Consider the following 24198-nt stretch of genomic DNA (forward strand, 5'->3'; position numbering starts at 1 on the left):
AGTACCACGACGTCCGCATCGACAACCAGCTCGCCACCGGCACCCTCGTCCCCGACGTCGTCCAGCTCCAGACCCTCCAGGACTTCACCCGCTGGAAGCGCCAGGAGCAGCTCCTGCGCTACAAGCCCGCCGGATTCGGCAAGCTGCACCCGCAGTTCCGCGACCCGGACGGCGCCTGGGTGGCCGGCGCGGTCATCTCCTTCAGCTACCTGTACGACGTCGCCGCGGCCGGCGCGAACGCGCCGCGTACCCCGCTCGACCTGATAGACCCGCGCTGGAAGGGCGCCATCGCCTCGACGTACCCGCACGACGACGACGCGTCGCTGTACCTCTTCGCGCTGTACGTCGAGAAGTACGGCTGGGACTGGGCCGCCGCCTTCGCCGCGCAGCAGCCGCAGTTCGCGCGCGGCTCCTTCTCGCCCGGCGTCGCGGTCAACAGCAAGCAGAAGGTGATCGGCGTCGGCACGGGCGCCAACCCGACCGTCACCGGCCCGGCGAAGATGGGCATGACCGAGGGCCACCCCTTCATGGCGTGGGGCCAGCGCATCGCGATCCTCAAGCAGAGCCCCCGCCCCACCGCGGCCAAGCTCTTCCTCAACTGGCAGATCTCCACCGAGCGCCAGTCCTCGGCGAGTTGGTCGGTCCGCACGGACGTCCCCGCGCCCACGGGCCTGAAGCCGGTGTGGGAGTACCCGGACGCCCACCTCGACGGCTTCCCCCGCTTCATGGAGGACCGCGCCGAGGTCGAGCGCCTGAAGCAGACGTTCGCGCTGTACTTCGGCGAGGTCAGGGGCGAGCCCACGCCGGGCTGGCCGGGCCTGCACCCCGGGCGCTGAGCCGTGGACGTCTCGGGTCAACTCCCTTGATCGAAAGCAGGTTTACACTCGGTGATCCGTCGTCGGACCCGAGGACCGCCCCGTGCCGCCTGCCACCTACAAGGGCCTGCCGCTGCTGCGGTCGCTCCCGCACCTCCTGCTCCTGATCGTCGTCCTGAGCACCCTGGCCCGGCTCGTCCGGGTGCCGAGCGCGCTGTGCTGGTCCGTCGCCCCGCCCGTCGTCCTCCTGGCGACGGGCTACGGCCTGGGCCTCGGCCTGTGGGACCGGATGGGCCCCCGGGTACGGCGTGTCTGGTTCGCCCTGCTCCTGGGCCTGTGGGCGTGGGTGGCCTGGGTGCTGCCGACCAGGCTTGCGGGCGGCTACATCTGGCTCGCCGTACCGCTGGCGGTGCTGGCGCTGCGGATGTTCCGGGACTGGGCCGCGCCGGCCGCCGTGGGGCTGATCACGGTGCTGCTGGCCGCCGCGATCCTGCGGACGGAGGGCACGCTCAAGCCGGACCTCGTCGTGCCGCCCGCGGCGGCCGTCTGGTTCACCGTCGCCCTCTACCGCAGCCAGCAGGGGCTCGTGCACGAACTCGCGCGCACCCGGGACGAGTTGGCGCGCCGGCAGCGGGAGGCCGGGGTTCTCGCGGAGCGCTCCCGCATCGCCCGCGACCTGCACGACACCCTCGCCCAGGAACTCTCCGGCAACCGCATGCTCCTCCAGGCCGCCGAACGGGACTGGGACCGCAGCCCGGAGTCGGCCCGCCGGCAGGTCCACGCGGTCGCGGAGGCGCTCGGCGCGAGCCTCGCGGACACGCGCACCATCATCCGCGACCTGACCCCGGCGCCCCTCGCGAACGGCGATCTGACGGCGGCGCTGCGGGAGGTGTGCACGCACAAGGGCACCCTCGAGGGGATGCCCCGCATCTCCTTCGCGACGCGGGGCGAGCCGCGCGAGGTGCCCCCGGAGCAGGCCGCCGCGCTGCTGCGCGTCACCCAGGGGCTGCTGGCCAACGCGTGCGAACACGCGGACGCGGCCCAGGTGCGGGTGACGGTGGACCACCGGGAACCCGACGCCGTCACGGTCGAGGTCCACGACGACGGCATCGGCTTCGACACAGCCGCCCCCGGAACGGCGACCGCGCCTGCACCGGAAAAGGCCGGTCGCGGCTTCGGCCTCGCCGCCACCCGCGACCGCCTCGCCGCGTACGGCGGCACGCTCACCGTCGACAGCACGCCCGGACACGGCACGAGAGCCCGCGCGACCCTGCCCGTCCCGGCCCTCGTCACCGGAGCCCCCCGATGACCGGGCCCGTCCGCATCCTCCTCGTCGACGACCACGCCGTCGTCCGCGCGGGCCTGTTCGCCCTGCTCGACGGCGAGGACGGCTTCGCGGTGGTCGGCCAGACCGGCGACGGCTACGAGGCCGTCCACCTCGCCGAGGCCCTGCGCCCCGACGTCGTCCTCATGGACCTGCGCCTCACGGACGCCCCCGGCGTCGGCGAACGGGACGACGGCATCGAGGCGACCCGCCGGATCGTCGCCGTCCTGCCGGACGTACGGGTCGTCGTCCTCACCAGCTACCAGGGTCAGGGGGACGTCGTCCGGGCGATGGAGGCCGGCGCGCGCGGGTACGTCCTCAAGGCGGGGCCGCCGGAGGAGCTGTTCCGGGCGGTGCGTACGGCGGTCGCCGGGGGGACGGTGCTCGCGCCCGAGGCCGCCGAGCGGCTGGTCGGGCACGTGGCCGATCCGGCGTCGGCGCTGACCGGCCGGGAGACCGAGGTCGTCCGGCTGCTGGCGCGGGGGCACAGCAACCGGGGGATCGCGGGGGCGCTGTTCCTCACCGAGGCGACGGTGAAGACGCACCTCGTGCGGATCTACCGCAAGCTCGGCACCGAGAACCGGGCGAGCACGGTGTCGGAGGCCGTCCGCCGGGGGCTGATCGAGCTGGACTGAGACCGCCCCCGACTCGCATGACGCGTCAACTATGTCGGAGTTCATCGAGAGCGGTACCTTCCGCTGTCGCCCGGGCGGTGGACGGTGAGGTCGCCGTAGGACGACAGGACGCCGGCCAGGTCACCGGGCTTGTGCCGCAGCGTGCTGTCCAGGAACGCGAGCGTGATCGCGGCGACGACGCGCGGGCTCTCGGCGCGGCCCAGGGAGCCGATGATCGAGGGCACGGGCGGCAGGTACAGGGGGCCGTCCATGAAGGTGAGGTGCGCGGCGCCGGGGACGGTCAGCCGGTAGCTCGTCGCGGCGCCGGACCTGAGGGCCTCGGTGAGGCGGGGCAGGTACTGCGGGTCGGTGTCGGGGGTGATGGCCTGGGTGAGGGCCAGGGTGGGCCGGCGCAGGGGCGGGGAGGCGGGGCCGTGGGGGTAGCCGTCCAGGTCGACGACGGCGTCGAACCGGCCGTCCCGCCGGGCTGCCTGGAGGGCGGCGGCACCGCCCAGGGAGTGGCCGGTCACCGCGACCCGGCCGGTGTCCAGGCGTTCGCTCAGCGGGCCGGTGAGGTGGTGGCCCAGCTGGGTGAGGACGAAGCTGAGGTCGGCGGCGCGGACGGCCGTCCACTCGGCCGCCAGCACGTCGTCCTTGGCCCGGTCGCCGGTGGACGCGGTCCTGCCGCGCAGCGTCCGGCCGTCGGCGAGGACCACGGCGGCGGAGTCGTACGGGTGGTCGAGGGCGGCGACCACGTAGCCGTGACTGGCCAGTTCCTCCGCCCAGGCCGTGTTCTGGGTGCGCACCCCGCCCGACCCGGGGGAGAACAGCACGACCGGGAAGCGCCCGCTCCCGCCGGCCACCGGGGCGTCGAAGACCGAACGGGTCCGGGCGCGCGGGACGCCGTCCATCAGGAAGCCGGGCACGCCGACCTGCCGGGCGAGCGCGTCGGAGACGATCCGCGCCTCGTGCTCGGTGCGCCCCAGATACTGGGCCCGCCGCGCGCCCGCGGGGCTCTTTCGCGCGGGATACCAGAGCTGGACCACGACCGTGCGCCGGTCGGACGGGTCGGCGGTGAAGGTCTCGGCGCGGTGCGGGTCGGTCCACTGCACCACCCGGGTGCCGACCGCGTAACGCCCCGACGGCTCGGGAAACACGGGGACGGGAAAGGCCCACGCGGCCACCGGGCCCAGGGCGATCAGCCCGACGCAGGCCGCCGACCCCGGCAACGCCAGCCACCAGCGCGCCCGCCACGCCGGACGGCCGCCACGGCGCCGCAGGAGCGGAGAGACGGCGAACGGCAGCGCGAGGGCGGCCCCCGCCAGCACCGGCAGCACCTGCCAGCGGACGCCCGCCACACCCAGCGCGAGCGCGCACAGCGCCCCCGCCGCGATCGTGACACGCGGGCGGGCGGCGGGAGGAAGCCAGCGCGCCACCACCAGCGCGACGGCACCCAGCACGGCAAGGAATTCCAGCGGGGACAGGTACAACCCCGTGACGATCTCGGTCATACGGCCATGCTCGGCGCGGGGCCCGCGATGCCACATCGCTCCCCGGTCGCCGCCGCGTGCGACTCCGGTCGCAGGCCGGGGCCGGTCCCCCGTGCGACCGCGGTCGCAGTCGGACACGCCGGTTCGGCGGCCGTTTTACGACCACGGGGGTAGCGGGACTCCTCCTGCGGTCGTACCCCGGCGCGGTGCCCTCCGACGGTGGACTCATGCGGGCAGCCGGAACCGCGGCCTACCGTGACAGGGCCGTACGCGGTGGTGTCCCCGGCCGGGGACACCAGGACGCTCGATCGACAGGGACGTGTGATGACCCAGGTGGCCGCGGCATCCGGGCGACCGGTGAGAACCGCCCGGCGCCGGGGTCTGGGGCTGCCGCCCGTGGTGGTGCCGGTACTGCTCCTGCTCAACATCGTGACCACGTACGCCCCGCACCGGCTCCCGGTGCCCCTGGCCCTCACCGCAGCCCTCGCGCTGCCCCTGGTGTGGCGGCGCCGGGCCCCGCTCACCGTGTTCGGCGCCGTGACCGCCGCCGCCTTCGTCCAGTTGCTCGCGGACGTCCAACTCCCGGCCGACATCGCCCTGTTGGTCGCGCTCTACACGGTGGCCGCGCACCATGGCCGACGCACCACGCTCGCCGCAGCCGCCGTCGTGGAGTGCGGGGCCCTCCTGGCCTGTCTGCGCTGGGCCACGGACGGCGCGTTCCTGACCCCCTTCGTCGCGCTGACCGCGATGGTCGTCGCCTCCGCCGTCCTGGGCATGAACGCGCGGACCACGCGCGCCTACCTCGCGGCCCTGGAGGAACGGGCCGCACGCCTGGAACGCCAGCACGACCAGCAGGCACGCCTGGCCGTCGCGGAGGAGAGGACACGGATCGCCCGGGAGATGCACGACATCGTCACCCACAACCTGTCCGTCATGGTCGCCCTCACCGACGCCGCCGTCTACGCCCAGCACCGGTCGCCCGACCGGGTCACCACCGCGCTGCACCAGATCGCCGAGACGGGCCGCCAGGCCCTGACCGACATGCGGCGCACCCTGGGCCTCCTGCGGACCGACGAACCGGACGCGGAGCGCCACCCGCTGCCCGGCATCGCCCAACTGCGGGCCCTCGCCGACCAGATGGCCGCCGCCGGGCTGCCGACCCGCGTCGAGATCCAGGGCGGCCACACCCACATCCCCGCCACCGCCCAACTGACCGTCTACCGCCTGGTACAGGAAGCCTTGACCAACGCCCTCAAGCACACCCCCGCCGGCACCCGCGCGACGGTCCGCATACGGTGTTCGGCCGAGACCGTCACCGTCGACGTCACGGACACCGGCCCCCGCCCGCCCCGCCGCGTCGCCACACCGGCCGGCCACGGCATTCCCGGCATGCGCGAGCGCTCGGCCGCCTACGGCGGAACGCTGCGGACCGGACCGCTGCCCGGTGGCGGCTGGGAAGTCCACACCCGCCTCCGCCTCGGCGGCGCCGCAGGAGAGGTCCCCGCATGACCGTCCGCATCCTCATCGCCGACGACGAAGCGCTGCTCCGCATGGCTTTCGGCACGGTCCTGGAGGCCCAGCCCGACATGGCACCCGTCGGCGAAGCCGCGGACGGCGCGGAAGCGATCCGCCTCGCCCGGGAACTGCGCCCCGACGTCGTCCTCATGGACGTCCGCATGCCCGGCACCGACGGGATCGAGGCGACCCGGCAGGTCGTGCGCGTCTCCCCGCGCAGCAGAGTGCTCATCCTCACCACCTTCGACCTCGACGAGTACGCCTTCGCCGGGCTCAACGCCGGCGCCTCGGGCTTCCTGCTGAAGAACACCCGGCCCGAGGAACTCCTCACCGCGATACGCAGCGTGGCCGCCGGCGACGCGGTGGTCTCCCCGCGCATCACCCGCCGCCTGCTGGACAACCTCCGCCCCCACATCCCCGACGGCAGCAGCGCCGAACGCGACGAACGGCTCGGCCGGCTCAGCGCCCGCGAGCGCGACGTGCTCGTCCAGGTGGGCCGCGGCCTGTCCAACACCGAGATCGCGGCCACCCTGTACCTCGCGGAGGCGACCGTGAAGTCCCATCTGGGGCGCGTCCTGCACAAGCTCGAACTCCGGGACCGGATACAGGCCGTGATCTTCGCCCACGAGAGCCGCCTCATCGACCCGGCATGACCCCGCCGCGCCGGCCCCCCTCCCGAGCCGGCGGCCGAGGAGCGCCCCAAACCCGTACGCCGGGCCGGACCCACGCCGGTCCAGATGCGCGCGGCGACGGTCGGCCAACTCGCGAACTCCCTGCGCACGGGGCACTTCGGGGCGCTGCCCGGCCCTGTTGCCCGAGCGGTGCCCGACGACCGGTCCCGGTCAGACCCGGCGGCGGGTGAAGCGCTGTTGCCGCTGTAGGTCCACTGGGAGATGCGGGCACCGTCGGCGGTGGAGGCCCCGTTGGTCTCGGAGGCCTTGCCGCTGTGCTGGGCCGGCAGGGGGGAGCGGCCCGGGACTCCGGGCTAGTTGCCCAGCCGGGCTTCCCACCGGGTGTTGGACCCGGACGCGTCGGCCGGGAGGCGGTCCCGTGCGGCGGTGTCGCCGTACATGGTCCAGCGGGCCCAGTCGACGACGGTCCTCGGGAAGCGCTGGTCGCTCCAGAAGCTGGTGTGGCTGCCGCCGACGAAGGTGAGGAACGCCTTGGGCCAGGTGATCTCCGAGTACGCCTGCCGGGCGGAGGAGTACTGCGTGGTCGAGTCCCGGTCGCCGTGGACGAACAGGACCTTGGCCGAGACCGAGCTGGACGGGTTGCCCATGTCCACGCAGGACTGCGGGTTGGCGGAGACGATCCGGCTGTCGGGCCAGGAGGTCAGCAGACCGTGGGTGACCATGCCGCCCAGGGAGTGGCCCGAGACGCCGACGCCGATGCGGGTGTCGATGTGCCCGGCCAGCGGTCCGTTCGCGTTGAGCGCGAGGGTGTTGGTGAGGATCTGTGAGACGTCCTTGGAGGTGTTGCCGTTGTTGACGTCGTTGAAGTTGTGGTTGAAGTGCGGGGCGGGGACGATGAAGCCCGCCGAGGCCAGGGCCCGGATGATGAACAGGGAGTTCTGCGGGCTGCTCCCGTAGCCGTGGGTGAAGTTGTAGACGGGGAAGACACCGGCGGCGACCGGGGCGTTCGTCACCGGACTGCCGCCGGCGGTGCCGGTGGCCGGGTAGTAGACGTACGTGGTGCACGGGCGGTTGCCGCGGGTCCAGTTGTACCGGCGCACGCCGACCGCGAACGGCGTGGTCGGTGCTGTGCCCAGTGGCGCGGCGGCGGCCGGTGTCTGGCCCGCCCCCAGCAGGGACAGGCCCACGCCCGTCGCTCCGGCCGCGGTCATGCCGAGGAAGGTCCGTCGTCGCAAGGTCATGGTGACTCCGTAAGGTGTTGGTCGGCCCGGGACGCGTGTTCGCCGTGGACCGAGGTGTCCGACTGCTTCGTGGTGGGCGTGAGGCCGGCGCCGATGGAGGCGGGCCGGCCCACGACGACCAGGACGGTGCTGAACTGCGCCGGAGCTAACGCCCCGGACGCGCTGGTGTGCCGGCGGAGGTCTTGACGAGGGAGAGCTGGTCGACGGTGACGCCGCCCGAACCCGATGCCCGCACGGTGACGGTGACGGCCCCGCCGGGCAGTTCGACACCGGTGAGCTCGCGCTTGGTCCAGCCGCTCGACGACGGGATGGCGAGGGTGCGCCGGCTGCCGTTGGCGCCGGTGATCACGGCTTGTCCGGCGCTGCCGCGGGTGTGCAGGGACAGGGTGTAGGTGCCTGCGGGCGCCGACTCGATCCGCTGCTCGACGCCGCCGCTGTTGCTCACCTGGAGGGCGAAGCGAGACCCGTTCACCCCACCGTTGACGTTGGTCACCGAACCGCCGAGGTTCCGCCATCCCCGCACGCCGGAGACGATGACGCGGTCGGCCTGGATGTCGGGGTTGAGGATGTGGTTGTTCGCCGGCCCGACGCGCCACTCCCCGGTCGTGGCGTTGAACTGCCACTGGCTCACCGAGTGGAACTGCGGCCGTGCGCCGGTCTTGGTGATCGGCACCCACTGGTTGTACCCGATGCCGTTCCAGGCGAAGTCGGCCCAGCGGTCGCCGGCGTAGAGCACCGTGTTCTGCTTGGTGCCCTTGACCGTCACGAAGAACCCGGTCTGGGTCACGTGGCTGTAGTCCATCTCGGTGCCGGCAAGGACGTACTCGCTGCTGTAGGAGCCCTGGACGTTGCCGCTGGTCGACTCGTTGACGTAGTTGACGGAGGTGTTCCAGCCGTGCAGGTCCGACGCCGCGTGGTAGTACCTGCCGTCGAGCTTGAACATGGCGTTGCCCTCGCGGCCGGCGCCGCTGCGGATCTGCACGGCCGGCTCGATCCGCAGCGAGTCGGACTCCCGGAACTTGGCCACGAAGCCGCGCGAGCGTCCTTCGCGGTTGGAGAAGACCAGGTAGTCCTTGCCGTCCTCGTCGGTGAAGACGGTCTGGTCTCCGGTGCCGGTCGTCGGCGAGTTGGTGATCTGGGTCTGGAAGTAGCCGTAGTCGAAGGTGTCGGTGGGGGAGTCGCCCTGGAGCAGCAGGACACCGTGCCCGCCTCCGACGTAGGCCTGGGTGGCGAGGACGTACTTGCCGGTGTTCTCGTTGTACGAGACCCCGAGCCGCCCGACCCATCCCGCCTGACCGAGGGTGGCCCCGTTGTTGATCTTGGTCGAGCGCGTCGCGACGTTGTTCTCGAACTTCCAGTTCACCAGGTCCTTGGACGAGTACACGGGGACCGAGACGAAGCTGACGTTCCTGTCGTACTTCCTCGTGGGATTGGCGCGGTAGAGCTCGGCGCCGGTGTAGTGCACGCCGTACCAGTAGTAGGTGTCGCCGAACTTGAAGACCCCGCCGCCCTGCGAATAGATGGGGTTGCCGCTGGTGTCGTTCCAGAAGGTGTCGTTCGTGATGGTCTGGAACGTGCCCTCGTCGGCGGCCTTCAGATCGGCGGCGGCGCTCATCAGTGCCGTCTTCGCGTCGGCGACGTCCGACGTGGTGGCCGAGGAGTCGCCGGCGACCTCGGCCGCGGCGGTCAACGCCTTGGCGAAGGGCTTCCAGGAGTCAGCCGTGTACTTGGCCGGAGTGCGCTTCTGGTAGTCGGACACCAGGTATTCGAGGCCGCGATCCACCACCGGTCCAGCAGCGGCCCCCTGGCCTTGGAGCTCCGTTGCCTGTGTCTGTGTTGCGGGTGTCTCCGCCGCGGCGGTGCTCGCCGAGAGCGGCGCCGCCAACGCCACGGACAACAGGGTGGCGGCGGCCAACTTCCCGTACGGGGAGACGACACGCGATCTTTGTTTCACGAGGTCACCTTCCGTCATTCTCGAAGGCGCCGAGATCCGGCGCACTTCCGCTGAAGGGGAGTCCCACGTCGGTGCCCTTGTCGATCAGGGCACTGGTCGCCGCGAGACGCAGGTGGGGCAGCACGGGCAGGCTCCCGTCGCTCTGGCGGGGCGCGTCCCAGCCCGACGTCGACACGCTGCGGAACTGGGAGTCGGACAGGGGGACGCCGAGGTTCCAGGAGTTGTGAGCGGCGTTCGTGCCGCTCATGTTCGATGTCGCCGTTCCGGTGTAGGCGATGTTGTTGCGCAGGGTGCCCCGGCCGACGGCGGCGCCGCGCGAGTCGATTCCCAGCATGTTGAAGTTGGGGTGGTTTCCGTAGCCGGTGTTGTTGAAGAAGTCGTTGGCCACCGGGTGGTGGTTGGCGTAGAAGCCGGCCGCCTTGTTGAGGAACGCCACCGAGGAGCGGACGGTGTGCTTCGGCGCGTTGGCCTCGTAGTCGCCCCCGTAGCCGCCGGACTTGAAGCCGGCTCCGTTGCCGGAGGGCGTCGTCGTCCCCGGCACGTACCCGTTGCGCCAGGCCCACGAGTTCTCGATGAGCACGGGCGAGTAGGTGGAGATGAGGTCGAACCCGTCATCGGCGTTCCACCACGATCGGCAACCCCGGAACACGTTCGCGGGGCGGCCGGCCGGCGTGTAGTGCGAACCGAACCCGTCGGCGTTCTCGCCGGGCCCGTCACTGCTGCGCAGGTCGTAGTTGTCATGCGCGTCCGAGTCGAGGACGAGGTTGCCGGCCCCGCCGCTGATGAACAGGCCGGTCCCCATGTGGTGGTGGGTGTCGATCTGCTCGAAGACGTCGTTGCTGCCGGAAACCCAGATCCCCCAGGACTCGGCGTTGCGGTTGTTGTTCTGGGGAACCCCCTTGACTTCCAGTCCTTTGAGGTGGATCCAGCTGCCGGTGACGCTGAAGCCCTTGATGCGGCAGTCGTCCGTCATCCGTGAGAAGTCGAAGACCGGCTTCTCGCCCGGCTGGGCCCAGTACCGGATCGGGTTGCCCGAACTGCCGCTCTTGCCGAGGGTGATCGCGTCGACCCTGGCGGTCTGACTCGAACAGGCGCTGTTCGCGCGGGTGTAGGCGTAGGTGCCGCCCCGGAAGTAGACCGTGTCGCCCGCCTTGGCGACGGCCTGCGCACGGGCGATCGACGCCCACGGAGCGGCCTGCGTACCTGCTGCGCCGTCGTTCCCGTTCGGGGCGACGTAGTAGATGTTTCCCGCCGCGGAGGCGCTCGCGGACGCCGAGCCGGGGGACATGGCGACGGAACTCGCCACGACCACCGAGAGCAGAAGCGCAAGGGTGCCGAACTGCGCGGTTCTCACAGCGTCATCTCCCGAGTGGACCGACTTCGTGACACTGCCATGGACGCGTGTACCACCTTCCGAATCCGTGTCCGCACTACCTGAGATATCCGGCGAGCGGGAGGTTCTGGCGGCGTACGTCACCGGCGACGAGCCCCGCGACGCGCTGGGCGCCGTAGGTGTCGAAGTGGGTGTGGTCGTCGCAGAAGAAGGTGCCCAGAGGGCCGCTGCCTCCGTAGTCGCCGTTGTTCGGGCAGAAGCGCAGACTGTTGTAGAGCGAGACAGAGAGTGTCTGGAGGTCGATGACGGGGGCCCTGGTGGCGGACCCGGCGGCGAAGGTCTCGTTCACGAAGCCGCGGTTCTTCGTCGCGGTGTCGCCGGAGCAGGTGATGGCGGCCACCGGGGTGAGCAGCACCGGGTGCGCGCCCCGGGCCAGGGCGGCCTGGGCCATCGTGGTCATCAGCTGTCGGTACCGGGCCGGGCCGACGTGCCGGGGGCAGGTCGAGGAGGAGTCGTTGATGCCGAACTGGATGAACAGGTAGTCACCCGCCTTCATCCCGGTGCTCGCGTTCAGCATCGCCTGCCAGCGGGATGAGTACGCGGTGGAGGTGAGGCGGCACTCACCGTCCGAGCCCTTGGTGCCGCTGACGTTCCCCTCGTACATCCAGGTCTGGATGCTGCGGCCTCCGACGGCCTGGTTCTTGACCGTCACGTCGCTGTTGAACAGGGCGTCGAACTGGCTGCCCCAGCCGACCGGACACCGGCCGGAACTCGGGTTGGCCATGGTGGAGTCGCCGGCCAGCCACACGGTGACCGGCGCGGCGACCGCCCGTGCGGCCGGGGCCTGGGCGTGGGAGGCGCCGGTGCAGTCCGTGGCGACGCGGTCCGCCGCGGACGCGGCGCTGACACCGAGGCTCGACAGGGCGATCACGAGCGCGGTCGTGATGAGCATGCGTAGGTTCCTCAACGGGTCCCTCCTTGGGGCTGGTGCCGGGCGTCGGTCAGCGCAGGTACGCGGCCAGGGGCAGGCGCTGCTCGCGGATGCTCTGGAGCACCAGCCCGCCCATCTGGCTCGCGCCGTACTGCGAGAAGTGGGTGTTGTCCGTGACGCCGTCGACGGAAGAGCGAAGGTAGAGCTGTGCGGAGGCGGACGGGCCGAGGGACTCGACCAGCGTCCTGCTCTTGGTGGTCAGATCGATCACCGGCACGTTCTGCGCGGTGCCGACCGAGCGCATCTCGGCGGGCAGGTCCACTCCGATGCCGTTGACATGCAGTGCTGTGGACGTGAGCCGGCTGCCGTTGAACTGCCGGCGGACCGGCGGGGTCACCAGGACGGGGACGCCGCCCTTCGCGCGGACCTGCGTGACCATGGAGGTGAGGTTGCTCCGGAAGGCCGATGCGCTGGTCTGCTTGTCGTTGTGGCCGAACTGGATGAAGACCGCGTCGTTCGCCCTGACCTTCGCCAGCAGCGCCGGGAAGAGCGCCGAGTTCCGCAGGAAGCTGCCCGAACTCTCCCCCGAGTCGGCGTAGTTGGCGACGGACGCGCCGGGACCCACCGCCGGCGTGATCATCTGGCCCCAGCCCGTGTACGGGGCGACGGGCTGGTCGCACACGGTCGAGTCACCGGCCAGGTAGGCGACCAGCGGCTGGGCCGCCGGTTTCACGGAGACGGCCGACACCTGCGGGCTGGTCCCCGCGAACCGGAGGTCAAGACCGGGGTTTCCGGTGCCGCCCTGGCCGGTCGGCTGCCCCTCCGGCTGCCGCACGTTGACCGTGAACGAGTACGTGGCGGCGGCACCGGCCGCCGTCTTCGTCGCCGGAAGCATCAGGCGCCGGGCCTCGGCCCACATGTCGGTCTCGGCGGCACCGGCACCGCCGAGGGAGACCGTCACGTCGTAGTTGCCGGGGGAGACCGCGTAGTGACACCTGATCGGCGCACTGCCGGAACAACCGGCCGGCAGCGCCCGCGTGGCGGCACCGGCCTGCGCCGTACCGGTGCCGGCCAGTGTCGCGAGGGTCAGCAGCCCCACTGCTCCCAGCCTGACCCCGTACCCTTCCAGACTCAATGTCATGCTCATTACAATCACCAATCCCAGTTCTCGACCGTGGAGTTGCCCGGGTTGAGGTCCCTGGCCTGCCGCTCAGGCCTCGGTGAAGCCGTTCATGATCGCGGTGGGCCGCTTGCTGGAGGAGTCCCAGGCGCCCATGGCGTAGCCGGTGAACGGGGACATGCACTCCGGCTCCCAGTAGAAGATGCCCTGTCCGCCGTTGGCCTTGAGGGCCTTGATGTAGGCGACCAGCGCGGCCCGGGTGGCGGAGACGCGGTCCGCCCGGCCCCCGAACTCGCTCTGTAGGAACGGTTTTCCGTACTGCGCGGAGATCTTCTTCATGTTCGCCACGATCCCGGGGGCGAGGTCGGCGCTGCCGTAGGAGGAGAACACCGACATGTCCCACTTGCCGCCGCTCGCCGCGTAGCGGCTGAAGAACGTCGTCATCACGTCGTACTTCTGCGGCTGGGCCAGGTGGATACACACGGTCGAGTTCGGTGACACCGCCTTGACCTGGTCGTACGCGGCGTTGAGCAGCCCTGTCATCTGCGCCCCGTTGGAGACGCTGCCGACCGGGCGGCAGATCCCGCTGTTGATCTCGTTGCCGATCTGCACCCAGGTGGGCAGCACGCCGTTGTTCTTCATGACCGTCATGGTCCGGTTCACGTACGTGCCCATCGCGGTGCGCATCTGGCTGTAGCTCATGCTCCGCCAAGCCGCGGGCGGGTTCTGCACGCCGACGGAGTTCCAGGTGTCGCCGAACATGTAGTCCAGCATGACCGACATCCCGGCGGCCTTGACCCGCTTGGCGAAGGCGGCGACCTCGTCGATGGAGCAGTGCCCGTCGGTCGGGCTGCCGGAGGGGTTGACGAAGGTGCGCAGGCGTACGGCGGTGATGCCGTAGCCCTTGAGGATGGTCAGCAGGTCCTGCGTCTGACCGCTCGAGTTCTTCCAGGAGTAGCCGCGCGCCTCCATCTGCGGCGCCCAGCTGATGTCCACGCCGTTGACGAATCCGGCGGCGGCCTCGGCAGGGGGCGCGAGTTCGGCGAACGCGGCGGCGGTGGCGAGCGCCCCGGCCGTCGCGGTGGTGGCCCTGAGCAGAGTCCGGCGGCTGATGCGCCCGGCAACTGGTGTGGGGGGTTGCGGGGACATGGTCGGTCCTTTCCTTGCGTTGGCCGCGGGTGGGACGTCGCGGCGGCGGAGCGGGGCGGGGAGACCTTCAGGAGCGAGGCGGGTGCGCGGGGCAACGGACGCTCAGGTCCATGGGGTTCGTGTAGGGACTGTGAGCGTTCACAGAGGGGGTGCATCACGCAGCAGCGTGATTTCTCCGACTGGTACCCGTCGCCGGGATGCGGGTCCTGCTACGTGCCGGACGCAAGGCCGGAGCCGGAGCCGGTGACGCCATTCATGATGGCGTTGATGATGCCCTGTTGGGTGACCGTGAGGGAGCGGCGGTTGAACAGCCCGAACCCGTACCGATCGGTTGCACCGTTGTCCCAGTAGATGGTGGCTGCGCCGTATTTCTTGGCCGTGGCCACGACGGCCCGTGCGAAGTCCGCGCGATACCTGTTGTTCGACGAGTCGAAGGATGACTTGTCGATGGCACCGTATTCGCCCACCACCACCGGATACCCTTTCGAGACGAACACATCGCGCATCAACTTGAGCTGCGCGTCCAGATAGTCCTCCTGTCCCCAGGTCGACGTCCTTGACGGGTCGGTCGCCGCTCGGCCCCATTGTGTGATGGTGCCGTTTTCCTCTCCGGCGAAGTCCCAGGGGCTGTAGTGATGGACGGATATCATGATCCGTCGCTCATTCGCGGGAATGGAGGGGGAGCGGTACTGGTCGGATGGGAGCGCGAAGCCGTAATTCCCTGCGGTGTAATCGACGTTCGTGTTCCAGCCGGCCACGAGCAGCCACCGCGAACTGTTGTTTCCGCCCGTTTTCCGCACGGTGTCCACGAAGATCTGGTTGTAGCTGTTGATGTTCGAGTAGCACGGTTGGGTCGGGCGGCCGTACTGCCCGTCGAACTCCTCGTTCATGGACTCCAGGATCAGGCGCTGGTCGTAGTTCCTGAACTTGTTCGCGATCTGCTGCCAAGCTTTCTCGTACTTGGCCTTGATCGTCGACTGGGAAGGCGAATCGCAGATCAGCCAGGAGCCGTTGACGGTCTTGTACCCGTCGCCGTGCATGTTGATCAGCACATGCAGGCCCCTGTTGTAGGCGTAGTCGACGACTTCTTGGACTCTGTTCAGCCAGGAGGCGTTGATCGTGTAATTCGGGCCGGGGCCTATGTATCCCAGGTAGGAGACCGGGATTCTGATCGTCTTGAACCCTGCCGCCCTCACTTTGTCGATGAGGGCCTGGGTCACCGTCGGCTGGCCCCATGCTGTTTCACTGGGGTATCCGTTGGTGGTGGCTTCGAGTTGGTTCCCCAGATTCCAGCCCGCTCCCATGTCGGCCACGATCTGTGAAGCGCTTGACTGTGCCGCGGTATCGGCCGATGCCTGATGCGCCGCGCCGTAAACCGATGCGGTGACTGCCAACAGGCCGGCAAGGAAAATTACTCTGATCTTCCCTGCTGGTGAAACCATGAGCTTTCCTCTCCTGCGTCCTTGAGGGCGAGTACAGCCGATCACGGCAGACGCACGTGGGTGCTCTTCAACTCAGAGCGGATTCCCAGGTGGTCGTGCTGGAGGTGGCGTCGGAGCGAAGGCGGTTGCGCGCCGCGGAAGGTGCGGCCCGCGCCCGCGGCTTTGGCTGCGCTCGGCGTCATGGGACTGCGCCGCTGCATGGTCATGAAGACTCCTGGTGGGGGGTGCGGAGCGTTGTTCGGTCAGGTGCCGGGGGAGGCGGGGGTGATGCCGCGGCGGTGAGACTGACCTGGGTGGTGGGGGAGTTGGCGGTGCGGGTGGTCGGGGCGGCGAATCGCGCGCGGTGGAGGACGTTCCGGTCCTGACCGTGGTGGTCATCGGCGTGGTACGGCCTTGTGCGAAGAGACGTGTCTAGCCGCTGAACACCGGCCGGACCGTGACTCGCTGAGGGAGCGGCTCCTTGGCGCTCACCTGCTCACCTGGCTGACAGGTGGTGTCGATTCCGCAGCCACGGTGCAGGGGTGCCTCTCCTTCCGTTCGTCGTGTGCTGCGCCTCTGGGAGCGTTCCCACATGTCTTGCAACAGGTACATTCCCGATCGGGTGCCGGTCTGTCAATCATTGGCGCTCAATTCGGTTCTCTTCGACGCGGATTCGACAGATCGCGGGCGCTGGAGGCACGGTGTGACGTCTTCGGGGCCCGCCCGATCACACGCGCGGCGGCCCGCCGTCACCTGTGGCCGATGCCCGCACTCATGCCGGCGATCGTGGGCCCTGATGCCGGGGTGAGGTCCCTGCGCGGACCGGGTCGCCACGGAGCGGACCGGGCGGCGCGGCCGGGACCGGGCGGTGCGGTGGCGTACGAGGTCGAAGAGGTGGCCGCGCTCGTCGTGGGACAGTCGCAGCGCACGCGCCACGGAGTCCAGGACGGCATCGGAGACGCGGGGGTGACGGCCCTGTTCGAGGCGGGCGTAGTAGTCCGCGCTCACCCCGGCGAGCCGCGCGACCTCCTCGCGGCGCAGACCGGGGGCCCGGCGGACACCGGGCCCCGGAGACGGCCCGGCGTCGGCCGGGTTCAGGCGGGCTCGTCGGCCGCGGAGGAAGTCTCCGAGTTCGGCGTCCTGCTCCATCGCCTCAGCATTCGGCCCGGCCGGCAGGCGCGCCGCGCCGAAGGTGGCCCACCTGGACCCCGGCTCGACCGGGCCACGTACGGCGCCGGACGAGCCGCAGGGCCGGGAGAGCCTGGACGGTGTCCCCTCGGCCACGTCCCCCGGAGCGCCACGCCTGTCCTCGTGTACCTCCTCGGCCTCGGCGCCTTCGCGCAGGGCACCTCGGAGTTCATGCTCTCCGGGCTGCTGCCCGCCGGCCGACGACCTCGGCGTGTCCCTGCCGGACGCCGGGCTGCTGGTCCCGGCGTTCGCGGCGGGGACGTGGCCCGGACGTGAACCCGCCAGTCGCGGCGGCGGGCTCGCCCTGTCGCGCGGCGTGCGCCCGAGAGCCCTCGGCGTCGGGCAGCGTGTGCCAGGGAGCCCGCGGTGTCGGCGGCGTGTGCCAGGGCGCCCTTGCCGTCGGCGCCGATCAGCTCCCCGGTGCCGCGGAAACCGTTTCCGCCACCCGCGACGCCTCCGCGAGGATGACCGGATGAGCGCGCGCCCCGACCCCGTACTGATCCTCCTCTGCGGCCTCCCCGGCGCGGGCAAGACGACCCTCGCCAAGCGTCTCGCGCGTGAGATCCCGGCGGTGCGGCTGTGCCCGGACGACTGGCTGGACGACCTCGGGATCGACCTGTTCGACGAGGGGACGAGGGAGCGGCTGGAGCGGCGATTCTGGGGGCACGCCCAGGAGTTGCTGAGGCTCGGGCAGACCGTGGTGCTGGAGTTCGGGTTCTGGGGGCGGGCCGAGCGGGACGAGAAGCGGACGGCGGCGCGGGCGCTCGGCGTCGGCGTCGAACTGCGGTACCTCGCCGTGCCCGTCGAGGAGCTGGCCCGGCGTCTCGAAGCGCGGGGGCGGGAGGGCGGGCCGGGGACGGTCCCGGTCGGGCGGGAACTGCTCGACGAGTACGCGAAGGTGTTCCAGGCACCCGACGCGGAGGAACTGGCGCTTTTCGACACCCCTCTGAGATCCGACCTTTAGCGGACCGGGTGATGCATCGCCGCGCACCTCTGGACGTGATCGTGATCCACCCCCCAGAATTCATCCGATGTGTGACGCCGGGCCCCACGCCCATGACGACCCGTCACGCGCCGCCCCGCTGTCCCCGGACCCCCAGGAGCCGCTCCGTGTCCAGCCTCAGCCGACGTTCGCTCATGAAGGCCGCCGCCCTCGCCGGAGGCACCGTCGCCTTCGGACTGCCGGGGACGGCCCAGGCGTACACCGTCCCCGCGAAGATGGACTGGTGGTACCGAGCGAGGTTCGGGATGTTCATCCACTTCGGCTCGTACTCCTACCGGGGCCACGGCGAGTGGGCGTTCTACAACGAGAACTGGGCCAAGGCCCCGTACCAGAACCAGGTCAGCGCCCCCTTCGCGCCTACCTCCTTCAGTGCCGCCGCCATCGCCGAACTCGCCGCGAACGCCGGCATGAAGTACCTCGTGATCACCGCCAAGCACCACGAGGGCTACGCGATGTGGGACTCGGCCGTACCGGGCTTCACGGACACCACCGGGACGAAGGAGTACAACCTCCACGACTACAGCGGCTACCGCCCCGACCTGCTCGCGGAGCTGAAGCGGGAGTGCGAGCGGCGCGGCGTACGGTTCGGCCTCTACTACTCGATCATGGACTGGAGCCACTCCTCGCAGACCGCCAACCACCGCACGAACTTCTCGTCGGTGTCGTCCCTGTCCGCCCGCACCGCGTACATCGCCGACATGAAGGCCCAGCTCCAGGAACTCCTCGACCGCTACGACCCGGCGGTCCTGTGGTTCGACGGCGACTGGTGCGGCAACCCGGCGACGCCGACGCTGGACGACTGGTGGGTGGAGTCCGACGGCCGGGAGCTGTACGACTGGCTGATCGCCCGCAAGCCGAACCTGATCGTCAACGAGCGCGTGAAGCGCGACCTCGGCCTCGGCGACTTCGCGTGCCCGGAGGAGAAGGTGCCCCCGGCCCCGCTGAACCGGCCGTGGGAGACTTGCGTGACCATGAACGGCGCCTGGGGCTACAACGAGGCGAAGGAGAACTCGTACCGTTCGGTCCACGCCCTGCTCCAGGAGTTCGTCACGGTCGTCTCCCGCGACGGCAACTACCTCCTCAACATCGGCCCCACGGGCGCGGGCACCGTCACCGCCGGCACGACCAAGGTCCTGACCGCCTTCGGCGCGTGGACGGCCACCTATGGCGACAGCGTCTACGGCACCACCGGCAGCCCTTTCGCCACCGAGCCCGCGTGGGGGAAGTTCACGGCGAAGGACGGCAAGCTCTTCGCGCACGTCTTCACCTGGCCGGCCACCGGAACCCTCCAGATCCCGGCGGTCCGCAACACGATCAAGCGCGTCCACCTGCTGAACGCCCCCACGGCCGGCCTGCGGTACCGCCGCACCGGCGACACGATCACCATCACGCTCCCGGCGACCGCGCCGGACCCGGACGTCTCGGTGATCTGCGTGGAGGTGTGCGGCCGGCCCGCCGGGGTCTGACCGTCCGCTACGTCAGCAGCCCGTGCCGCTTCGCGTACGCGTTCGCCACGTCGTCCGGGTCCTTCTTCTCCCCGTCCACCTGCTGGTTCAGTTCGGTCAGGTGGGCGGTGGTGAGGACGTTGCCGAGCCGGGCGAGGGCTTTGCGGACGGTCGAGTCGGCCTTGCGGTCGGCGATGAGCGGGACGATGTGCTGGCCGGGGATGAGGTTCTTGGGGTCGGTCAGGACGACCCAGCCGTTGTCGAGGATGTCGGTGTCGGTGGTGAAGAGGTTCGCGACGTCGACGTCGCCCTTCTTCAGCGCGCCCTTGACGAGCGGCCCGGAGGAGTCGAGGGACTTGAACTCCTTGAACTCGACCCCGTACACCTCCTTGAGACCGACCACCCCCACCTTGCGCTTCTTGACCTCGGGGGCGGCGCCGAGGATCAGTCTGCCGTTCTGCTTGCGCAGGTCGGCGAGCGAGGTCAGCCCGTACTTCTCGGCGGTCGCGCGGGTGACGGCGAACGCGTCGGCGTCCTCGGCGAGGCCGTAGGGCAGGACCTGGAGGCCGTTCGGCAGGGCGATGGTGAGCGCGTTCTGCATCTCGCCCTCCTCGGTGGCCGTCGCCTTGTGGTCGAGGTAGTCGAGGAGTGCGCCCTGGTATTCGGGCAGCAGGTCGATGTCGCCGCCCTGGAGCGCGGGGATGACGATCTCGCGGGTGCCGAGGTTGGGGCGGACCGTGACCTTGACGCCGGCCTGGGTGAGGACGGCCGCGTAGAGGTAGCCGAGGATCTGGTTCTCGGTGAAGTTGGCGGTGCCGATGGTCAGCCCGCCCTTGCCGGCGCCGCCGCCTGAGGTGTCCGTGCTGGTGTTGTCGAGCGAGGTGATGCCGCCGGAGCAGGAGGCGAGCGCGGGGACGGAGGCCGCGGCGACCAGGCCGCCGAGGAGAGCACGTCGGTTCATGTGAAGGGGTTCCTAGGCGGTGCGGTGGCGGAAAAGGAAGCGCTGGAGGCCGCTGAGCAGCAGGTCGAGGACGACGGCGACCGCGGCGACCAGCACCGCGCCGCCGAGTACCTGGACCAGGTCGCGCTGGGCGAGCCCGTCGAAGACGTACCGGCCGAGGCCGCCGAAGGAGACGTACGCGGCGATGGTCGCCGTCGCGACGACCTGGATCAGCGCGAGCCGCAGCCCGGTCATGATCAGCGGCAGCGCGAGCGGCAGCTCGACCTGGAGGAGGACCTGGTGGCCGCGCATGCCCTGGCCGCGCGCCGCGTCCTTGACGTCCGGGTCGACGGCCGTCATCCCGGCGTACGTGTTGGTCACGATGGACGGGACGGCGAGCGCGACGAGCGCGACGTACACCGGCAGCATCGACAGGCCGCCCGCGAGGAAGACCAGGACGACGAGGCCGACGGTCGGCAGGGCGCGGCCGAAGGACGCCAGGTTGATCGCGAGGAAGGCGCCTTTGCCGGTGTGGCCGATGAGCAGGCCCAGCGGGAGGCCGATCGCGGCGGCGACGAGGGTGGCGGTCAGCGAGTACTGGAGGTGCTCGGCGAGCCGGTGGGCGATGCCGTCGGGGCCGGACCACTGGGCGCCGCTGGTCAGCCAGGAGCCGAGGTTCTCGAAGAGTTCGTACATGTCAGGCTCGCCGCCTCTGCCACGGGGTCAGGACGTACTGGACGGCGACCAGCGCGGCGTCCGCGACGATCGCGAGGAGGATCGTGAGGACCACGCCCGCGATCACCGGGGTCGGGAAGTCGCGCTGGAAGCCGTCGGTGAAGAGCTGGCCGAGCCCGCCGTCGCCGATGTAGGTGGCGACGGAGACGAGGGAGATCGACATGACGGTGGCGATCCGGACCCCGGCCATGATCACGGGCAGCGCGAGGGGCAGCTCGACGGTGAGCAGGACGCGCAGCGGGCGGGTGCCCATCGCGACGGCCGCCTCCTTGGTCTTCGCGGGCACCGAGTCGAGGCCCTCGACGGTGTTCCGCAGCAGGACGACCAGGGTGTAGACGGTCAGGCCGATCACGGTCGTGGTGCGGGTGAGGCCGCTGACCGGCAGCAGGAGCACGAAGAGCGCGATGGACGGGATGGTGAACAGGACGTTCGAGATCCCGAGGAGGACGCCGCGCAGGGCGCGGACCCGGTGCGCGAGCACGGCCAGCGGCAGCGAGATCAGCAGGCCGAGCAGGACGGCGGTGAGGGCGGCCTGGAGGTGGGAGACGGTGAGGGTGGTGAGGTCGTCGGTGTGGTCCGCTATCCAGGACCAGTCGACACTCACGCGGCGCTGCCTTCCGGCGCGGCGGCCGGTGTGCGGGCCTCGGTGTGGGCGTGGCCCGCGTGCTCGTGGATGTCGTCGCGCCAGGAGACCCCGGTCAGGACGCCGTCGGCGTCGACGCGGGCGATCAGGCCGGTGGGGGAGGCGAGGGACTCGTCCAGCGCGGCCAGCAGGGAATCGTTGTCACGCAGGGGCCGTACGGGAAGCTCGGCGTCCCCCGACTTCCAGTGCCGTGGCCTGCGCGCCTCGTCGAGGACGAGGCGCCAGTCGCCGCCCTTGGGAGCCGGGCCCTGCGGGACGCCTGCGAGGCTCTTCAGCGACAGCAGCTTCAGGCCGCGCTCGGCGCCGAGGAACCCGGCCACGAAGTCGTCGGCGGGGCGGGCGAGGAGTTCGGCGGGGGAGGCGCACTGCACGAGGTGGCCGCCGGTGCGGAAGACGGCGATCCGGTCGCCGAGCCGTACGGCCTCGTCGATGTCGTGCGTGACGAAGACGATGGTCTTGCTCAGCTCCTTCTGGAGGCGCAGGAGTTCGTCCTGGAGCTGGGTGCGCACGACCGGGTCGACCGCGCCGAAGGGCTCGTCCATGAGGAGCACCGGCGGGTCGGCGGCGAGCGCGCGGGCCACGCCGACGCGCTGCTGCTGGCCGCCGGAGAGCTGGTGGGGGTAGCGCCCGCCGACCTCGGGGGCGAGGCCGACGGTCTCCAGGAGCTCACCGGCGCGGGCGCGGGCCTTGCGGCGGCCGTGGCCGAGCAAGAGGGGGACGGTCGCGATGTTGTCGAGGACCGTGCGGTGCGGGAAGAGACCGGCCTGCTGGATGACGTAGCCGATGGAGCGGCGCAGGTCGGCCGCGTCCTGGCGGGTGACGTCCCGGCCCGCGACCCGGATGGTGCCCGAGGTCGGCTCCACCATCCGGTTGATCATGCGCAGCGTGGTGGTCTTGCCGCAGCCGGAGGAGCCGACCAGGACGGTCACGCCGCCTTCGGGCATGTCCAGCGTGAGGTCGTGCACCGCTGTCGTGCCGTTGGGGAAGCGCTTGTGGACCGCGTCGAATTGGATCATGTGGTGCCCCTTGCCCGGGATGCATAACGTCATGCAGAGTTCATCGTGACTGAATAACTTGTCAACGGTTCGACGCCGATCCATCGTGGCGGATGATCGGTAGGTGGGACTAAGTGTCCGCATCTGGGAGGTTATTTCTTCAATGTCGTCTCGGATTCTGGACAACACGGACGCCGTGCAGGGCGGCATCGTCGTCCTCGACGGCATCGCGCTCGGCGTCGCGGACGTCGTACGCCTCGCCGACGGCACCGCACGCCCCGTCCCCGGCACCGACGCGATGCGCCGCACGACCGACGTCTGGGACGCCGCCCGGCAGATCGCCGCCACCGGACGCGTCTACGGCCGCTCCACCGGCGTCGGCGCCAACCGGGGCGAGGACGTCCCCACCGAGGAAGCCGCCGCCCACGGACTGCGCCTCCTGCGCAGCCACGCCGGAGCCATCGGCGAGGAACTCCCCGCCCGGCAGGTCCGCGCGATGCTCGCCGTCCGCGCCAACCAGATCCTCGCCGGCGGAGCGGGCCTGCGCCCCGACATCGTCACCGCGCTCTGCGAGGCCCTGGAGAGCGGCGCCCACCCCGTCGTCAACGAGTTCGGGTCCGTCGGCACCGGAGACCTCGCGGCCCTCGCCCAAGCCGGCCTCGCGCTGGCCGGCGAACACCCCTGGCGCGGCACCGGCGCACCCGCACCTCAGCCCCTCGACAACAACGACGCGCTCGCCCTCATCAGCAGCAACGCCCTGACCCTCGGCCAAGCCGCCCTGGCCGTCACCGAGTTGCGCGCCCTGGTCGAGGCCACCCAGGTCGTCGCCGCGCTCTCCCTGCTCGCCGTGGACGGCTCCCACGAGGCGTACGCCGCCCCCGTGCACGCGGCCCGCCCGCACCGGGGCTCCGTCGGCGTCGCCCGCCGCATGCGGGAGCTGATCGGCGCCGAGGACCGCCCCGTACCGCCCCTCGGACGCATCCAGGACCCCTACGGCTTCCGCTGCCTGCCCCAGATCCACGGCCCCGCGCACGAGGCCGCCGACGCCCTGGAGGACGTCCTCGGCATCGAGATCAACGCGGCTGCCGAGAACCCCCTCATCTGCCCCGAGGACCAGGCCGCCTACCACCACGGCGGCTTCTACCAGGCCCAACTGGCCCTCGCCCTGGACCACTTCAGGCTCTCCCTGGTCCAGGTCGCCCGCCTGTCCACCGCTCGCCTCTCCACCCTCAACGAACCCGCCTACACCCGCCTGCGCCCCTTCCTCGCCGAGGACCGCCCCGGCTCCTCCGGCGTGATGATCCTGGAGTACGCCGCCGGCGCCGCCCTCGGCGACCTGCGCGCCTTCTCCGCCCCCGCCTCCCTCGGCCACGCCGTGCTCTCCCGGGGCGTCGAGGAACAGGCCAGCTTCGCCTCCCTCGCCGCCCGGCAGACCCTGCGCGCCTGCGGGGCCTACCGCCTCGTCGTCGGCTGCGAACTCGTCGCCGCCGTACGGGCGTTGCGGCTGCGCGACGTGAAACCCGCGCCCGGCCTGCCGATCGGGCGCGCGCTGGAGCTGGCGCAGGAGACACTCGACGCCGAACACGCCGACCGCCCCCTCACGGCCGACGTGAACGCGGCGGCCCGGCTGCTGGACCGGTTCACGGAGATCTGGCGGGAGACACACACGGGCACCTGAGCCCCGGTGGAATCCCGCCACGAACGGGCAGC

Annotated in this window: 22 protein-coding genes; 9 read left to right on the plus strand and 13 right to left on the minus strand. The window is 70.9% G+C overall.

Annotated elements, in window-relative coordinates; all coding sequences use genetic code 11:
* From PV682_RS36820 to PV682_RS36830, 3 genes are all read left to right on the plus strand, one after another.
* Positions 1-836 (plus strand): ABC transporter substrate-binding protein (locus PV682_RS36820; protein ID WP_319736093.1); only part of this gene is annotated, 836 nt, incomplete at its 5' end.
* A gap of 82 nt (positions 837-918) precedes the next feature.
* Entirely contained in the window at positions 919-2124 is a 1206-nt protein-coding gene (locus PV682_RS36825; RefSeq protein ID WP_319736094.1) for a sensor histidine kinase, read from the plus strand.
* The gene (locus PV682_RS36830) at positions 2121-2774 is read left to right on the plus strand and encodes a response regulator (protein ID WP_109362541.1); all 654 of its coding nucleotides are present in this window, start codon (positions 2121-2123) and stop codon (positions 2772-2774) included. Before PV682_RS36825 ends, PV682_RS36830 begins: the two co-directional genes overlap by 4 nt.
* Before the next feature lie 41 nt (positions 2775-2815).
* On the opposite strand, the gene PV682_RS36835 is transcribed toward PV682_RS36830, so the two are convergent.
* Positions 2816-4264, minus strand: coding sequence for an alpha/beta hydrolase family protein (locus PV682_RS36835; protein WP_319736095.1), 1449 nt, complete (start codon positions 4262-4264; stop codon positions 2816-2818).
* 303 nt (positions 4265-4567) lie between these two features.
* Here PV682_RS36835 and PV682_RS36840 point away from each other — a divergent pair, with 303 nt between their 5' ends.
* From PV682_RS36840 to PV682_RS36850, 3 genes are all read left to right on the plus strand, one after another.
* Positions 4568-5752 (plus strand): sensor histidine kinase, encoded by a 1185-nt coding sequence (locus tag PV682_RS36840; protein WP_319736096.1) that lies wholly within the window; start codon positions 4568-4570, stop codon positions 5750-5752.
* Positions 5749-6411, plus strand: coding sequence for a response regulator transcription factor (locus PV682_RS36845; RefSeq protein ID WP_319736097.1), 663 nt, complete (start codon positions 5749-5751; stop codon positions 6409-6411). Before PV682_RS36840 ends, PV682_RS36845 begins: the two co-directional genes overlap by 4 nt.
* An 84-nt stretch (positions 6412-6495) precedes the next feature.
* Positions 6496-6639: a hypothetical protein gene (locus PV682_RS36850; RefSeq protein WP_319736098.1), complete on the plus strand. Its 144-nt coding sequence runs from the start codon at positions 6496-6498 to the stop codon at positions 6637-6639.
* Between the two features lie 104 nt (positions 6640-6743).
* Here the strand turns inward: PV682_RS36850 and PV682_RS36855 are convergent, their stop codons facing one another.
* The 8 genes from PV682_RS36855 to PV682_RS44435 form a co-directional block, all read right to left on the minus strand.
* Positions 6744-7631, minus strand: coding sequence for an alpha/beta hydrolase family protein (locus PV682_RS36855; RefSeq protein WP_319736099.1), 888 nt, complete (start codon positions 7629-7631; stop codon positions 6744-6746).
* Positions 7632-7776: 145 nt separating this feature from the next.
* Positions 7777-9585: a family 43 glycosylhydrolase gene (locus PV682_RS36860; protein WP_319736100.1), complete on the minus strand. Its 1809-nt coding sequence runs from the start codon at positions 9583-9585 to the stop codon at positions 7777-7779.
* A gap of 4 nt (positions 9586-9589) precedes the next feature.
* Positions 9590-10939 carry a right-handed parallel beta-helix repeat-containing protein gene (locus PV682_RS36865; RefSeq protein ID WP_319736101.1) on the minus strand — a complete coding sequence of 450 codons (1350 nt, stop codon included), beginning with the start codon at positions 10937-10939 and terminating at the stop codon, positions 9590-9592.
* A gap of 76 nt (positions 10940-11015) precedes the next feature.
* The gene (locus PV682_RS36870) at positions 11016-11870 is read right to left on the minus strand and encodes a GDSL-type esterase/lipase family protein (protein WP_319736102.1); all 855 of its coding nucleotides are present in this window, start codon (positions 11868-11870) and stop codon (positions 11016-11018) included.
* Positions 11871-11919: 49 nt separating this feature from the next.
* The gene (locus PV682_RS36875) at positions 11920-12948 is read right to left on the minus strand and encodes a rhamnogalacturonan acetylesterase (protein WP_407705809.1); all 1029 of its coding nucleotides are present in this window, start codon (positions 12946-12948) and stop codon (positions 11920-11922) included.
* A 111-nt stretch (positions 12949-13059) separates the two neighbouring features.
* On the minus strand, positions 13060-14118 hold the full coding sequence (locus PV682_RS36880) for a glycosyl hydrolase 53 family protein (RefSeq protein WP_319736104.1): 1059 nt from the start codon (positions 14116-14118) through the stop codon (positions 13060-13062).
* 209 nt (positions 14119-14327) lie between these two features.
* Positions 14328-15560 (minus strand): glycoside hydrolase family 5 protein, encoded by a 1233-nt coding sequence (locus PV682_RS36885; RefSeq protein WP_319736105.1) that lies wholly within the window; start codon positions 15558-15560, stop codon positions 14328-14330.
* Positions 15561-16172: 612 nt separating this feature from the next.
* Positions 16173-16688 (minus strand): helix-turn-helix domain-containing protein, encoded by a 516-nt coding sequence (locus PV682_RS44435; RefSeq protein ID WP_407705804.1) that lies wholly within the window; start codon positions 16686-16688, stop codon positions 16173-16175.
* Positions 16689-17106: 418 nt separating this feature from the next.
* On the opposite strand from PV682_RS44435, the gene PV682_RS36900 reads away from it, so the two are divergent.
* Together PV682_RS36900 and PV682_RS36905 are read left to right on the plus strand one after the other, a co-directional pair.
* Positions 17107-17691 (plus strand): AAA family ATPase, encoded by a 585-nt coding sequence (locus PV682_RS36900; RefSeq protein ID WP_319736150.1) that lies wholly within the window; start codon positions 17107-17109, stop codon positions 17689-17691.
* A 146-nt stretch (positions 17692-17837) separates the two neighbouring features.
* Entirely contained in the window at positions 17838-19196 is a 1359-nt protein-coding gene (locus PV682_RS36905) for an alpha-L-fucosidase (RefSeq protein ID WP_319736106.1), read from the plus strand.
* A gap of 7 nt (positions 19197-19203) precedes the next feature.
* On the opposite strand, the gene PV682_RS36910 is transcribed toward PV682_RS36905, so the two are convergent.
* The 4 genes from PV682_RS36910 to PV682_RS36925 are packed head-to-tail and all read right to left on the minus strand — an operon-like array spanning position 19204 to position 22509.
* Positions 19204-20136, minus strand: a complete 933-nt coding sequence (locus PV682_RS36910; RefSeq protein ID WP_319736107.1) for an ABC transporter substrate-binding protein — start codon at positions 20134-20136, stop codon at positions 19204-19206.
* Between the two features lie 12 nt (positions 20137-20148).
* Positions 20149-20811: an ABC transporter permease gene (locus PV682_RS36915; protein ID WP_319736108.1), complete on the minus strand. Its 663-nt coding sequence runs from the start codon at positions 20809-20811 to the stop codon at positions 20149-20151.
* Position 20812: 1 nt separating this feature from the next.
* Positions 20813-21454, minus strand: a complete 642-nt coding sequence (locus PV682_RS36920; RefSeq protein ID WP_319736109.1) for an ABC transporter permease — start codon at positions 21452-21454, stop codon at positions 20813-20815.
* On the minus strand, positions 21451-22509 hold the full coding sequence (locus PV682_RS36925) for an ABC transporter ATP-binding protein (RefSeq protein WP_319736110.1): 1059 nt from the start codon (positions 22507-22509) through the stop codon (positions 21451-21453). The genes PV682_RS36920 and PV682_RS36925 overlap by 4 nt, the downstream gene beginning before the upstream one ends.
* A gap of 142 nt (positions 22510-22651) precedes the next feature.
* Between PV682_RS36925 and PV682_RS36930 the strand changes: the two genes are divergently transcribed.
* Entirely contained in the window at positions 22652-24166 is a 1515-nt protein-coding gene (locus PV682_RS36930; protein ID WP_319736111.1) for an aromatic amino acid ammonia-lyase, read from the plus strand.
* The last annotated feature ends 32 nt before the right edge of the window (positions 24167-24198 follow it).

This window comes from Streptomyces niveiscabiei, from assembly GCF_033794345.1.
Taxonomy (GTDB): Bacteria; Actinomycetota; Actinomycetes; order Streptomycetales; family Streptomycetaceae; genus Streptomyces; species Streptomyces niveiscabiei.